This window comes from Micromonospora sp. WMMD1076, assembly GCF_029581475.1.
Classification (GTDB): Bacteria; Actinomycetota; Actinomycetes; order Mycobacteriales; family Micromonosporaceae; genus Micromonospora; species Micromonospora aurantiaca.
In genome coordinates this window covers 1988616-2001459 of record NZ_CP120862.1, presented here as the reverse complement: position 1 = coordinate 2001459, position 12844 = coordinate 1988616, and the positions used below count along the sequence as shown (strand labels likewise).

Below are 12844 nucleotides of genomic sequence, written 5' to 3'. Positions count from 1 at the left end.
GGGGGCGGTCGCGACCCTCCGCCGCGCCACCGGCCGGACGCGGAGCGTTAACGAGCCCGGCGCATTTGCGCAATGATTCGAGACATGTAAATGTATTCCCTACATTGTGGGAGCGCTCCCGCCCGAGTCACCGACCGAACCGGCGCCGTCCCGCGCCGAGCCAAGGAGCATCATGAAGCGTCCACTCAGGGCCCTCGCGGCAGCCGGACTGCTGGCCGCCGGCACCCTCGTCGCCGTCGCGCTCGGCGGCACCGCCTCCGCCGACACCCAGATCTGCGAGCAGTACGGCTCGACCACAATCGGCGGCAGGTACGTGGTGCAGAACAACCGCTGGGGCACCACCGCCCAGCAGTGCATCAACGTCACCTCGACCGGCTTCTCGATCACCCGCGCGGACGGCTCTGCGCCGACCAACGGGGCACCGGTCGCGTACCCGTCGATCTTCGTGGGCTGCCACTACACCAACTGCTCGCCCGGCACGAACCTGCCGGTGCAGGTGAAGAACATCAGCAGCGCACCGTCCAGCATCAGCTACAACTACGTCAGCGGCGCGATCTTCAACGCGTCGTACGACATCTGGCTCGACCCGTCGCCCAAGCGCGACGGCGTGAACCAGATGGAGATCATGATCTGGCTCAACCGGCAGGGCTCGATCCAGCCCATCGGCTCGCCGGTCGGCACCGCCAGCATCGCCGGCCGCACCTGGGAGGTCTGGCGCGGCAGCAACGGCTCCAACAACGTCATCTCGTACCTGTCGCCGTCGGCCATCCCCAGCTTCAGCTTCGACGCGCTGGCGTTCATCAACGACACCCGCAACCGGGGCGCGATCACCAACGACTGGTACCTGACCAGCATCCAGGCCGGCTTCGAGCCGTGGCAGGGCGGCGTCGGGCTCGCGGTGAACTCGTTCTCGCAGAGCGTCAACACCGGCTCGAACCCGCCGCCCACGAGCGCCCCGCCGACCACGTCGGCGCCGACCACGCCCCCGCCGTCGGGCGGCGCGTCATGCACCGTCACCTACCGGGCGGCGAACGTCTGGAACAACGGCTTCACCGCCGACGTGACGGTCAAGAACACCGGCTCCGGCACGATCAACGGCTGGACGCTGAACTACAACCTGCCCTCCGGGCAGACCGTCACCAACGCGTGGAACGCCACTGTGAGCCAGAGCGGCTCGGCGGTGACCGCCCGCAACGCCGGCTACAACGGCACGCTGGCACCCGGCGCGTCGGCCAGCTTCGGCTACCAGGCGACGCTGAACGGCAGCTACTCGGCACCGAGCAGCTTCACGCTCAACGGCTCCACCTGCGCCCGCGGCTGACCACCGCACGCGGAGAGGGGCTCGGTCCGCTGCGGACCGCGCCCCTCTCCGTGTACGCCTCAGCCGGCGAGGGCGTCGATGTCGCGCATCTCCTCGGCGGTGAGCGAGAACCCGAACACGTCGACGTTGACCCGGATCCGCTCCGGCGTGACCGACTTCGGGATGACCACGGTCTCGTGGTCGATGTGCCAGCGCAGCACCACCTGGGCCGGCGACACGTCGTGCGCCTGGGCGATGCGGACCAGCACCGGGTCGGACAGGTCGCTGGTCTTGAACGGGCTGTACCCCTCCAGCGCCACGCCGCGGTCCCGGTGGGCGGCGTAGGTCTGCCTGTCGTACAGCGACGGGCTCCAGCGGATCTGGTTGACCGCCGGCGTCTCCTCGGTGGCCTGAATCAGCTCGTCGATCTGACCGATCGAGTAGTTGCTCACCCCGACCGTGCGCGCCATGTTCTCGTCCCGCGCGGCGAGCATCTCCCGCCACACCGGGATGCTGTCGCCCGGCGCGGACGGCGGCCAGTGCACCAGCCACAGGTCGACGTGGTCGGTGTCCAGGGCGGCCAGGCTGGCCTCGATGGTCTCCCGCTCCCGGCCCACCCGGTCCGGCGGCAGCTTGGTGGTGATGAAGACGTCCTCGCGGCGCAGCCCGCTCTCCTTGACCGCCCGCCCGACCTCCTTCTCGTTGCCGTACATGGTGGCCGTGTCGATGTGCCGGTAGCCGGCGTCCAGCGCGGCGAGCACCGCCTGGAACCCGGCCTCGCCGGTGGCCTGCCACGTGCCGAAGCCGAGCAGCGGGATCCGGACGTCGCCGGTGAGCGGGAGGGTGGGCTGGTCGCTGTCCATGTCCCCGTTCTACCCCGGTTCGTCGCACACACACCGGCATCCCGGCGCGCACGGCGGGTCTGGGGGAGGATGCGGGGATGGCGGACCGGCTGGACGAGTACCGGCGGAAACGGGACGCCGCGCGTACCCCGGAACCGGTGCCCGAGCGGGCTCCCGGGCGGAAGCGGTCCGCGCGGCGCGCGCCCCGCTTCGTCATCCAGCAGCACCACGCCCGGAGCCTGCACTGGGACCTGCGGCTGGAGCACGACGGCGTGCTCGCCTCCTGGGCGGTGCCGCGCGGCCTGCCCCGCGACCCGGGCCGCAACCACCTGGCCGTGCACACCGAGGACCACCCGATGGAGTACCTGACGTTCCACGGGGAGATCCCCGCCGGGGAGTACGGCGGCGGGCGGATGATCGTGCACGACGCCGGCACCTACCGCGCGGAGAAGTGGCGCGACGACGAGGTGATCGTGGTGCTGGACGGCGAGCGCACGAAGGGCCGGTACGTGCTGTTCGCCACCGGGGGCCGGGGCCGGGACTGGATGATCAGGCGCACCGACCCGGCGCCGGAGGGCTGGACGCCGATGCCCGAACCGGTCCGCCCGATGCGGCCCGCCGAGGGCGGGCGGCTGCCGCGCGACGCCGCCGCCTGGGGGTACGAGCTGCGCTGGGCGGGCGTGCGCGCGATGGCGTACGTCTCGGGCGGCCGGCTGCGGCTGCTCGACGGCGACGACGCGGAGGTCACCGGGGAGTACCCGTGGGCGCGGGCGATGGCCGAGGCGCTGGCCCCGGCCGAGGCGGTGATCGACGGCGTGCTGGTACGGATCGACCCGGCCGGGCGGGTCCGTCCGCCGACCCGGCGCGACGGGCAGTTCCTCGCCGTCGACCTGCTCTGGCTGGAGGGTGTGTCCAGCCTCGACGTGCCGTACGCGCAACGCCGTGACCTGCTCGACGGTCTGGCGCTCACCGGTCCGCACTGGCAGACTCCGCCGTGGTTCCCGGGAGTCGGCGCGGACGCCCTACGGGCCGCCCGTGAGCAGGGGCTCCCGGGAGTGGTGGCGAAACGCCTCGACTCCCCGTACGAGCCGGGCCGGCGCAGCCGGCACTGGCTGAGCATCGACGCGAGCTGAGGACCACCGTGCACCTGACGCACCTGGAGTGCCCGCGCTGCGGCAGTGAACACCCGGCCGGCGTGTTGCAGAACCTGTGCGGCTGCGGCTCGCCGTTGCTGGCCCGCTACGACCTCGCCGCGGTGGCCGCCACGGTCGCCCCCGAGCAGTTCGGGCTGCGCCCGGCCGACCTGTGGCGCTACCGGGAGCTGCTGCCGGTGGCCGATCCCCGCTTCGTCACCACGCTGGGCGAGGGCTGGACGCCGATGTGGCGTGCGCCCGCGTACGGCCACGAGATCGGCATCGCGGACCTGATCGTCAAGGACGAGGGGCTGACCCCGACCGGGTCGTTCAAGGCGCGCGGCGCGTCGGTGGGTGTGAGCCGGGCCCGGGAGCTGGGCGTGCAGCGGATCGCCATGCCCACGAACGGCAACGCCGGCGCGGCCTGGGCCACGTACGCGGCGCGGGCCGGGATGGGCGCGACGATCGCCATGCCGCTGGCCGCGCCGGCGATCTGCCGCGAGGAGTGCCTCGCCGCCGGCGCCGACCTGCGGCTGATCGACGGCCTGATCAACGACGCGGGCCGGGACATCGCCGAGCTGATCGCCGGGTCGGACGGGGGGATCTTCGACGCCGGCACGCTGCGCGAGCCGTACCGCCTCGAAGGCAAGAAGACCATGGGGTACGAGATCGTCGAACAGCTCGGCTGGCAGGTGCCCGACGTGATCGTCTATCCGACCGGCGGTGGCGTCGGGCTGATCGGCATCCACAAGGCGCTGCACGAGCTGCGCGAGCTGGGCTGGGTGGAGGACCGGCTGCCCCGGCTGGTCGCGGTGCAGTCCACCGGGTGCGCGCCGATCGTGCGGGCGTTCGCGGCCGGGGAGGAGCGCGTCACCCCGTGGGAGGACGCGCACACCGTCGCGTTCGGCATCACGGTGCCCGCGCCGCTCGGCGACGAGCTGATCCTGTCCGCGCTGCGGGACAGCGCCGGCACCGCGATCGCGGTGGACGACGCGGAGATCCTCACCGACCTGCGTGACTTCGCCGCCCGGGAAGGGCTGCTGCTCTGCCCGGAGGGCGCGGCCTGCCTGACCGCCGCCCGGCACCTGCGCGCGGGCGGATGGATCCGGCCCGGGGAGCGCGTGGTGGTGCTCAACACCGGTGCCGGTGTCAAGTATCCGGGCCTGGTGCGCAGCGGGGCGCCGGTGTGACAGGCGAGGTCGTGGCGCCCCGCTCGAACTCGAGGTCAGGCGGTGGGCGGCTCGTCCTCGCCCGCCTCCTCGGCGGCGTCCGCCTCCTCCTTCGTCTTGTGCACCGCGCCGTCGGCGTGCTCCGGCGGACCGTAGACGGTGTAGAGGACCAGCGGGTTCGGCCCGGTGTTGACGAAGTTGTGCTTCGTGCCGGCCGGCACGACCACCAGGTCGCCCGAGACGACCTCCTTCTTCTCCCCGGCCACCCGCGCCTCGCCGGTGCCGCTGACGAACGTGAGGATCTGGTCGATGCCCTCGTGGACCTCCTCGCCGATCTCGCCGCCCGGCGGAATGGTCATGATGACCAGCTGGGTGTGCTCCCCGGTCCAGAGGACGCGGCGGAAATCGGGACTCTTCTCGGCGACCGTTGCGATCGTGAAATGCTCCATGGTCCGCTCATACCCCGATCCCGCGCCCGCCACGCCGAGAGTCGCAGATGGTGGAATTCGCCACGCCGATCCGGTTTGGATCCCCGGAGAGCGGGCATGTGCTGCCGACAAGACCGGTGCGGGCTGGGCCGGTCGAGCCAAGTCCCCGCCGGCGTACCGCCGTACGGCTGCGGTGGTGGGAGACGGCCGGAGCGCGGCGACGTTACGACCAGAGGTCGTGCGGCGCCGTGCGCTCGTCTGCGCGTCCGGTCAGGCCAGCACGGCCAGGTGGAACGGGCGGTCCGCGTGCCCGCTCGTGCCGTGCGTCTCGACGAAGACCGCGTTGGCGATGCCCGAGCGCGGCGCCACCGTGATGACGCCCTGCGCGACCAGCCCGTTGGCGGTCGCAGGCCCGACCGTCCCGACGTACGCCGCTCCGGCCACGTCCTGGTCGAACGAGACCTGGTACATGCCGGCGGCGAGCCGGGTGGCCGAGGTGGCGCCGAGGCCGCGGACGAGCCTTCCGCTGGCGTCGACCACGGCGAACAGCATGCGCGCGGTAGCCGGCAACCCGACCGGCGAACACGAGTTGATCTCGGTGTCGGCGCGCGCGGCCTCCCGCATGCTCGGGATCGGCTGGCCGGTGGTTTCCCTCCTAGCTCTACGGCTGGGCATGGTGATCCTCTCTCCCGCCGGTACGCCGGCAGGAGGCGTTCGTACGCGTCCGGGCGATCGTCGGCGGTCCCCCTCGATGATTCCGACGCTATGTCGGCCGACCGCCCGGCAACCAGCCGACGAACTGTCCGATCACTGACAGTGGACGGCCCTGAGCTGCGGAAACGTCAACCCGTTCGTCGATTCGCCGTCCGCTCCGCCGACCCTCACCGCCCCGCTCGTCACACCGGGGCCGAGCGGAAGCCATGACGCAGCGCGATCATCTGGCTACATTGAAGTATGGTGCAGCCGCTCCGAGGTCGACCGACGGTCTACCGCCCGGTGCTGGCCGCACGGCGCGGGGAACTGGAGGCGCTGACCCGGCTCGACGACGCCTCCGCCGCGCTGCTCGCACCGATCCTCGACGTCCCGGCGGCCGCGACGTCCATCGTGGACTCCCTGACCCGGCTGCCCGCCGGGCTGCTGCCCGCCGTCGACGTGTCGGCGCTGCCGGACGCCACGGCACACGATCCGGTCCGCTGGGGCGTACCGCTGGTGCCGGTGGTCGGTCTCGCGGACAGTGACCGGCGGTTGGCCGCGCACGGTGCGGCGGCCCGGGCCTGGGCACACCACGCGGTCGTCCGGATGCGCGTCGGTCCGGACCGGGGCGGGCCGGACGCCGCAACCGCGGCTGCGGAACGGGTGTGGCGGGTGACGGGCCTGCTGCCCGAGCAGTGCGACCTGCTGCTCGACGCCGGGGACGTGTGCTGCCAGGCCGACGTCCGGCTGGCCGAGCCGAGGGTCCGGCGGGCGGCGCAGTGGGCCCGGCGGCACGCCTGGCGCTCGGTGACGGTGGCGGCCGGCGGGATGCCGCCGGCCCTGTCCCGGCTGCCGGTGGACGAACCGGTCCGGCTGGAACGGTACGACTGGTCGCTCTGGCGGCGTCTGGCCGATCTGCGCCTCGGGTACGGCGACTACGGCGTCGGCTGCGCGGTACGCGACGCGGACGAGCCGGGCGACCGGACACCGACGCTGCGCTGGGCGGCCGACGACGCGTGGTGGGTCTACCGCTGGTCGCGGCGGGGTGGACGGGCCGACGAGCGCTTCGCCGACCTGTGCCGCACGCTCACCGCCGCGCCGCACTGGTCTCCGGCCGGGGCCGGCTTCTCGTGGGGCGACCACGAGATCGTCCGGCGGGCCCGGCGGGGCGCCGGCGCGGGCTCACCCGCCAACTGGATCGCGTGGAGCACCTCGCACCACCTGGCGCACGTGCTGGCCGCGCTGGTCCGGCCGGAACCGGACCAGCGCGCCGGCTGAGCTCACTCCTTCTCGGTGAACCCGAACTGGACCACGCCCTCCTCGTCGACCATCGCGTCCACCGACGTGTCGTTGAGCAGCTCGGCCGCGTCCGAGTCGAGGAAGATGCGCGCGCCCTCGGTGTCCACCACCTGGTCGCCCTGCACCGGCTGCGGCACCAGCTCGATCGAGAGCGAACCGGCGTCGGGGTCGGCGGCGATGCGCAGCCCGCCGGCATCGGCGACGTCCTGCTGGGCGGCGAGGTCACGGATTACCAGGACGGCGTTGTCGGTCATGGTCAGCATGGCTGAACTCCTCATGGCTGGATGGCGGGTTTCGCGGGCGACACGGCCCACGCGGTCGGCTCGCGACCCGGAAGCGGGCGAGACACGATCTCGCCGCGCTGGAAGCAGAGCGGTTCCACCGCCCTCACCCCCACCGTGCCCGCTGCCCGGTCATCCGTCAAACGGAACCCGATGATCGGCCGCTCCCCGGTGAACAGGTGTTTTCCCCGATCCGGACCGGGAACACCGGAGGGTTGCCGCACCCGCGCCGGGGATCGCAAATAACCTTTCGCGCCTGAGTCTTCTCCGCAGGAAATCTCCGTGGCAGCATCTTCCCATGCATCGTCGCCTATTTCCCCGGGCGCTCGCGGTGCTGGCGCTGGTCGCCACCGCGGCTGCCGCCGGCACCACCACCGCCACCGCCGACGCGCCCACCCCCGCGCAGACCCGGCTGAACGCCACCATCGACGCCGTCCTTGCCGACAGCCGGCTCGACGGGGCGCAGGCAGGCGTGGTCGTCGTCGACACCGCCACCGGCCGCACGCTCTACGACCGCAACGGCACCCGGCGGCTCATCCCGGCCTCCAACACCAAGCTGCTCACCTCGGCGGCGGCGATGGAACTCCTCGGTCCGGGCCACCGCTTCACCACCGAGGTGAGCGCCGACGGGCCGCGTCGCGCCGGGATTCTCTCCGGTGACCTCTACCTGCGCGGCGGCGGCGACCCCACCGTCCTCGCCGCCGACTACGACCGGCTCGCCGAGCAGGTCGCCGCGGCTGGCGTACGCGTGGTGGCCGGCGACCTGGTCGCCGACGACACCCGGTACGACAGCGGCCGGCTCGGTCCGGACTGGACCTGGGACGACGAGCCCTACTACTACGCCGCCCAGGTGTCGGCGCTGACAGTCGCCCCGGACACCGACTACGACGCCGGCACCGTGATCGTCCACGCCGCGCCGGGCACCCGGGCCGGCGCCCGGCCGAAGATCACCATGACCCCTGACAACGGCTGGTTGCGGATCGACAACCGGGCCGAGACGGTCGCCGACGGCGAGACGAGCATCTCGTTCGAGCGCGAGCACGGCGGCAACACGGTGGTGGTGACCGGCCAGATCGCGCTCGGCCAGGCTCCCGAGAGCGACTGGGTGACAGTCTGGGAGCCGACCGGGTACGCCGCCGACGTGTTCCGCTCCGCGCTGCGGCGGCACGGCGTACGGGTGCTCGGCCGGACCGTGCTCGGCACCGCCACCCCTGATACCGCCGAGCCGCTCGCCCGGCACGACTCGATGCCGCTGGCCGACCTGATGGTGCCGTTCCTCAAGCTCTCCAACAACGGTCACGCCGAGGTGCTGACCAAGGAACTGGGCCGGCAGCTCTCCGGATCCGGCACCTGGGCCGCCGGGCTGTCGGCGATCAGCGGGTACGTGGGCGACGCCGGAGTGGACACCGGCACGCTGCGCCAGCGCGACGGTTCCGGGCTGTCCCGGCGCAATCTCGTTCCGCCGGCCCAGTTCGTCACGCTGCTCTCGGCGGTCCGCGCCGAACCGTGGTTCGACACCTGGTATTCCGCGCTGCCGGTGGCCGGCAACCCGGACCGGTTCGTGGGCGGGACGCTGCGCAGCCGGATGGGCGGGACGGCAGCAGCGAACAACGTGCACGCCAAGACCGGCAGCCTGACCGGCGCGTCAGCGCTCTCCGGCTACGTCACCGACGCCGACGGGCGGCTGCTCGCCTTCTCGATCGTGCTGAACAACTACCTCACCTCGTCGGTGAAGGGGCTGGAGGACCAGATCGCGATCGCGCTGGCCTCGTACACCGAGAAGGGGACGGCGACCGCCCGGCGCACAGTGCCGGCCGCGCCCGAGTCGCCGCGCGTGCCGGAGGGCCGGGAGTGCTCCTGGGTGAAGCCCGCGCTCTGCTGACCGGCCCGCACCGCCCCGGTGCTCAGGCGCCGGGGCGGTACGGACGCGGGTCGGCCGCGGGATCACCGCGCTCGACCAGCGCGTCGATCTCGGCCGACGGCAGCCCGCGCAGCGTGAGCACCCGGCGACCCCACACGTGCAGGCGGCACGGGTGCGGGCTGGCGTCGTTGCGGCAGACGGTTCCGCCCGACCAGGCCCGCGGCGCGTGCACCACCACCGCCCGCACCGCGAACTGGACGTCCTCGACCGTCACGTACGGCGGCATCGGGATCTCGCGCAGCATGTCACAGTCGGTGCGCGGGCGGGCGGGGGCGACGGGGGCAGGGCCGGTCATCGGTCGGGCCTCCACAGAGGATGGTCGGACGGGACAACCGAAACGTACGGCGCCCGGCCCGGCACGCGACGGACAAACTGTCCCCGCTCAGCGCAGCGCCACCGCCTGGAGACTGACGTTGCCGCAGCCGCCGAGTGACTCCTCCACCGTCCAGTTCAACAGCAGCTTCGCGCCGCGCGGGGCGCGGAACCTGATCGTGAACTCGGCGGTGAGCGCGGTGTGCGGATCCTCCATCCGCAGCGTGGTGACCGGGCCGCCGCTGGAGACGTGCACGTCGAGGCGGCCCCGGGCCATCCAGAGCCCGGCGTACAGACGCACCGTGCGCTGCTGCCCGTCGGCGGCCACCGACAGGTTGAACCCGCTGCCCCGGTGGCAGGTGTAGACGCCGGACATGGTGCCGCGCGCCGACGCGACCGGGTTGCCGTCACGCCAGGCGTACGCCTCGGGGTTGTTGCTGAAGCTCTCCCGCCGCCCCCGGCCGCCCTCGTCGCGGATCTCGCCGGAGCCACCGCGCTTGCGGACCGTCCGGTCGGCGCCGGTGAGCCCCCAGTGGACCCAGTCGGTGGGGCCGGCGGCGGTGAGGTCGACGGTGGCGGGCACGTCGGCGCGGGTGACTGTGACGGTCGGCGGCGGCGCGGGCGTCGGTGACGGCGACGGCGTGGACGGCGACGGGCTCGGCGACGGCGGCCGCTGCCGGGGGCGCAGCCCCGGGTTGACCACCGAGTCGTCGGCCTCGTTCGGCAGCCCGACCCGGCCGGGCGGCGCCACCGGCACTCCGGCGTGCTCCTCGCGTGGCGTGTCGTGCCGCTCGACGCCGAGGTAGACAGCCAGCGCCGCCAGGCAGAGGAACGCGGCCAGCCCCTCCAGCATCAACCGTCGCCGGCGGCGCAGCCGGCGCAGCGCGGACCGGGTACGCGGAAGGCCGTGCCGGTGCGAGCCGGGGCCGGTACGCGGACGGTCCTCCTGGCCCACCACACCCTCCACTTCGGTCACGACCTCAGCCGGAAACGGCCGGTGTGCGACGGGCTTCACGGTGTCACTGGACCGCTCTTTGCGCCATATGTCGAGTGACGGGCGTTTCCAGTTCGTTACCTGACGACCGCTCGCCGGACCGGCCGCTGAGCTTACCGTGCTCGCCTGCGGTGCCACCCCGTCGTTCTGCCCGCCGGTCACGGTCAGGGCGTGCCGCCTGATCAGCGGCCGCTCCCCTGCCAGCCACCCGTCCACGGAGAACGGAGTGCGGGGTTCGGCGGTGGAGACCTCGGTCGTCCGGCGGGGCGTCCTCGGTCGGGCTGTGCAGCGCCACCCGGGGATCGCGGCGCAGGTCGAGTGCCTTGACCGCGCCGGCCATGCTGCCCAGCCGCAGGTGCCCGTCGTCGCCGAAGTCGAACTCGGTGCCGCTGATCCGCGGCGAGCCGTCCCGCCGCAGTGTCGCCATCGTGCCGTGCTTGCGGACCGCGAAGCGGGCGCGCACCCGCGCCGCGAACTCGGGTTCGGCCGCCACCAGGTCGGACCACCATGTCATGCGCCCGAGTGTGTCCGGAAAACCTGACAGCCCGCGGCACGTTTCCCAGCGGACTCAGCCGACCTGGAAACCGAGCGCCTGGGCCAGCATCACCGCCTGCTCGGCGTCGATCCGCGCGCCGGAACGCTGCACCGCCGTCGGGTCGAGCGCGGACAGGTCACTGCCGCGCAGGTCGGACCGGATCAGCTTGGCGGCGTGCAACTGGGCGCCGGAGAGGTCCACGCCGGTCAGCGTCGCGCCGGTCAGGTCGGCGCCGGTCAGGTCGACCTCCCGCATCCGTACGTCGGTGATCCGCGCCCCGCGCAGGTCGGCGCCGGCGAGGGTGACGAAGGACCAGTCGCCCCGGTCGACCCGCAGCGGGCGCAGGTCGCAGCGGTCGAACGTGCTGCCGACCAGCTTGCAGCCGGTGAACTCGGCCTCGAAGAGGTTGCACTTGCTGAACGAGCAACTGGTGAACGCCGAGTCGGTGTGCCGGGAGGCGTTGAACGCCACGTTGCCGAACACGCAGTCGGTGAAGACCGCTCCCCGGCTGACCGCCTCGGTCAGGTCGACGTGGAAGAACTCGCATCGCACGAAGTGCCGGTCGGCCAGCTCCTCGGCGTACCAGTCCTGCTGGCGGTAGGTGACGTCCTCGACCGGCTCGGGCATGCCACCGACCCTAGTGACACTTCCCGGTCGCGGTACCGGCAGGTAGGTTCGCGTCGTGAGTGTCGCAGTGAGCACGGACCCCGGCCACGTCGGTTTCGATCCCGCCCGGCTGGCGCGGATCGACGATCACTTCGCCCGGTACGTCGACGACGGCCGGCTCGCCGGCTGGCAGATCGTCGTCAGCCGCCGGGGCGAGGTCGCCCACTCCTCGACGTACGGGCTGCGGGACCGGGAGGCCGGTACGCCGGTCGAGCCGGACACGCTGTGGCGCATCTACTCGATGACCAAGCCGATCACCTCGGTCGCGGCGATGATGCTCTGGGAGGAGGGCCGGTTCGAGCTGAACGACCCGGTCAGCCGCTGGCTGCCGGAGTTCGCCGACGTACGCGTCTACGACCGGGGTTCGGTGCTCAAGCCGTACACCGTGCCGGCGGTCGAGCCGATCCGGATCTGGCACCTGCTCACCCACACCGCCGGCCTGACGTACGGCTTCGCCCAGGTCTCGGTGGTCGACGGCCTGTACCGGGCGGCCGGCTTCGACCTGGGCGTGCCACCGGGCGCGGACCTGGCCGCGGCCTCGGCCGGGCTGGCCCGGCTGCCGCTGCTGTTCCAGCCGGGCACGAGCTGGAACTACGGCGTCTCCACCGACGTGCTGGGCCGCCTGGTCGAGGTGGTCTCCGGGCAGTCGCTCGACGCGTTCTTCGCCGAGCGCATCCTGGGCCCGCTGGGCATGACGGACACCCGCTGGTGGGTGGACGCGGCGGACTCCAAGCGCCTGGCCGCCCTCTACGCCGCGCACCCGGCGACCGGCCAGGCGGTACGCGCCGACGGGGTGGGCCGGGCCGCGCTGGCGGAGCCGACCTGGCACTCCGGCGGCGGCGGGCTGGTCTCCACGGCGGCCGACTACCACCGGTTCACCCAGTTCCTGCTGCGCGGCGGCGAGCTGGACGGGGTCCGCCTGCTCGGCCCCCGCACGGTGCGCTTCATGGCCCGCAACCATCTGCCGGGCAACCGGGACCTGGCCTCGTTCTCGCCGGAGGGCTTCGCCGAGACGGTCCTCGACGGGATCGGCTTCGGGCTGGGCTTCGCGGTGGTGCTGGACCCGGTGCCGTCGCGGGTGCCCAGCAGCGTCGGCGAGTTCTACTGGGGCGGCCTGGCCAGCACCGCGTTCTGGGTGGACCCGGTGGAGGAGGTCACCGCGCTGCTGTTCACCCAGCTGATGCCGTCGAGCACGTACCCGCTGCGCAGCCAGTTGCGCCAGCTCGTCTACTCGGCGATCGTCGACTGAGCCGGTTCGGCGGAACTCCCCG

General features: G+C 72.9%; 14 protein-coding genes. 6 read left to right on the top strand and 8 right to left on the bottom strand.

Features of this window, described 5'->3' with window-relative positions; translation table 11 throughout:
- Window positions 1-172 precede the first annotated feature (172 nt).
- Window positions 173-1321: a cellulose binding domain-containing protein gene (locus O7622_RS09800; protein ID WP_282313031.1), complete on the top strand. Its 1149-nt coding sequence runs from the start codon at window positions 173-175 to the stop codon at window positions 1319-1321.
- 59 nt (window positions 1322-1380) lie between these two features.
- On the opposite strand, the gene O7622_RS09795 is transcribed toward O7622_RS09800, so the two are convergent.
- A complete protein-coding gene (locus O7622_RS09795) occupies window positions 1381-2163 on the bottom strand; it encodes an aldo/keto reductase (RefSeq protein WP_282313030.1) in 783 nt (260 codons plus the stop codon).
- A 77-nt stretch (window positions 2164-2240) separates the two neighbouring features.
- Between O7622_RS09795 and O7622_RS09790 the strand changes: the two genes are divergently transcribed.
- Entirely contained in the window at window positions 2241-3275 is a 1035-nt protein-coding gene (locus O7622_RS09790) for a DNA polymerase ligase N-terminal domain-containing protein (RefSeq protein ID WP_282313028.1), read from the top strand.
- Between the two features lie 8 nt (window positions 3276-3283).
- Window positions 3284-4465 (top strand): threonine synthase, encoded by a 1182-nt coding sequence (locus tag O7622_RS09785; protein ID WP_282313027.1) that lies wholly within the window; start codon window positions 3284-3286, stop codon window positions 4463-4465.
- Between the two features lie 35 nt (window positions 4466-4500).
- Here the strand turns inward: O7622_RS09785 and O7622_RS09780 are convergent, their stop codons facing one another.
- Both O7622_RS09780 and O7622_RS09775 read right to left on the bottom strand, forming a co-directional pair.
- The gene (locus O7622_RS09780; protein ID WP_282313025.1) at window positions 4501-4893 is read right to left on the bottom strand and encodes a cupin domain-containing protein; all 393 of its coding nucleotides are present in this window, start codon (window positions 4891-4893) and stop codon (window positions 4501-4503) included.
- 249 nt (window positions 4894-5142) lie between these two features.
- A complete protein-coding gene (locus tag O7622_RS09775; RefSeq protein WP_282313023.1) occupies window positions 5143-5496 on the bottom strand; it encodes a hypothetical protein in 354 nt (117 codons plus the stop codon).
- 330 nt (window positions 5497-5826) lie between these two features.
- Here O7622_RS09775 and O7622_RS09770 point away from each other — a divergent pair, with 330 nt between their 5' ends.
- Window positions 5827-6843, top strand: coding sequence for a hypothetical protein (locus O7622_RS09770; protein WP_282313021.1), 1017 nt, complete (start codon window positions 5827-5829; stop codon window positions 6841-6843).
- Window positions 6844-6845: 2 nt separating this feature from the next.
- On the opposite strand, the gene O7622_RS09765 is transcribed toward O7622_RS09770, so the two are convergent.
- Window positions 6846-7127, bottom strand: coding sequence for an iron-sulfur cluster biosynthesis family protein (locus tag O7622_RS09765; RefSeq protein ID WP_282313020.1), 282 nt, complete (start codon window positions 7125-7127; stop codon window positions 6846-6848).
- Window positions 7128-7443: 316 nt separating this feature from the next.
- Between O7622_RS09765 and dacB the strand changes: the two genes are divergently transcribed.
- Window positions 7444-9027: a D-alanyl-D-alanine carboxypeptidase/D-alanyl-D-alanine-endopeptidase gene (gene dacB, locus O7622_RS09760; RefSeq protein ID WP_282313018.1), complete on the top strand. Its 1584-nt coding sequence runs from the start codon at window positions 7444-7446 to the stop codon at window positions 9025-9027.
- 22 nt (window positions 9028-9049) lie between these two features.
- On the opposite strand, the gene O7622_RS09755 is transcribed toward dacB, so the two are convergent.
- The 4 genes from O7622_RS09755 to O7622_RS09740 form a co-directional block, all read right to left on the bottom strand.
- Window positions 9050-9361 (bottom strand): hypothetical protein, encoded by a 312-nt coding sequence (locus O7622_RS09755; protein WP_282313017.1) that lies wholly within the window; start codon window positions 9359-9361, stop codon window positions 9050-9052.
- An 87-nt stretch (window positions 9362-9448) separates the two neighbouring features.
- On the bottom strand, window positions 9449-10354 hold the full coding sequence (locus tag O7622_RS09750) for a hypothetical protein (protein WP_282313016.1): 906 nt from the start codon (window positions 10352-10354) through the stop codon (window positions 9449-9451).
- Between the two features lie 43 nt (window positions 10355-10397).
- Window positions 10398-10886 carry a pyridoxamine 5'-phosphate oxidase family protein gene (locus tag O7622_RS09745; RefSeq protein WP_282313015.1) on the bottom strand — a complete coding sequence of 163 codons (489 nt, stop codon included), beginning with the start codon at window positions 10884-10886 and terminating at the stop codon, window positions 10398-10400.
- 54 nt (window positions 10887-10940) lie between these two features.
- Window positions 10941-11534 carry a pentapeptide repeat-containing protein gene (locus O7622_RS09740; protein WP_282313014.1) on the bottom strand — a complete coding sequence of 198 codons (594 nt, stop codon included), beginning with the start codon at window positions 11532-11534 and terminating at the stop codon, window positions 10941-10943.
- A 55-nt stretch (window positions 11535-11589) separates the two neighbouring features.
- On the opposite strand from O7622_RS09740, the gene O7622_RS09735 reads away from it, so the two are divergent.
- Window positions 11590-12822, top strand: a complete 1233-nt coding sequence (locus O7622_RS09735; protein WP_282313013.1) for a serine hydrolase domain-containing protein — start codon at window positions 11590-11592, stop codon at window positions 12820-12822.
- The last annotated feature ends 22 nt before the right edge of the window (window positions 12823-12844 follow it).

Excerpts from the sequence above, each read along its gene's own strand:
- O7622_RS09740 (WP_282313014.1), bottom strand. The coding sequence starts at position 11,534 with ATGCCCGAGCCGGTCGAGGACGTCACCTACCGCCAGCAGGACTGGTAC.
- O7622_RS09775 (WP_282313023.1), bottom strand. The coding sequence starts at position 5,496 with ATGCGGGAGGCCGCGCGCGCCGACACCGAGATCAACTCGTGTTCGCCG.
- O7622_RS09755 (WP_282313017.1), bottom strand. The coding sequence starts at position 9,361 with ATGACCGGCCCTGCCCCCGTCGCCCCCGCCCGCCCGCGCACCGACTGT.
- O7622_RS09765 (WP_282313020.1), bottom strand. The coding sequence starts at position 7,127 with ATGCTGACCATGACCGACAACGCCGTCCTGGTAATCCGTGACCTCGCC.
- O7622_RS09745 (WP_282313015.1), bottom strand. The coding sequence starts at position 10,886 with ATGACATGGTGGTCCGACCTGGTGGCGGCCGAACCCGAGTTCGCGGCG.
- O7622_RS09800 (WP_282313031.1), top strand. The coding sequence starts at position 173 with ATGAAGCGTCCACTCAGGGCCCTCGCGGCAGCCGGACTGCTGGCCGCC.
- O7622_RS09780 (WP_282313025.1), bottom strand. The coding sequence starts at position 4,893 with ATGGAGCATTTCACGATCGCAACGGTCGCCGAGAAGAGTCCCGATTTC.
- O7622_RS09770 (WP_282313021.1), top strand. The coding sequence starts at position 5,827 with ATGGTGCAGCCGCTCCGAGGTCGACCGACGGTCTACCGCCCGGTGCTG.
- dacB (WP_282313018.1), top strand. The coding sequence starts at position 7,444 with ATGCATCGTCGCCTATTTCCCCGGGCGCTCGCGGTGCTGGCGCTGGTC.
- O7622_RS09795 (WP_282313030.1), bottom strand. The coding sequence starts at position 2,163 with ATGGACAGCGACCAGCCCACCCTCCCGCTCACCGGCGACGTCCGGATC.
- O7622_RS09790 (WP_282313028.1), top strand. The coding sequence starts at position 2,241 with ATGGCGGACCGGCTGGACGAGTACCGGCGGAAACGGGACGCCGCGCGT.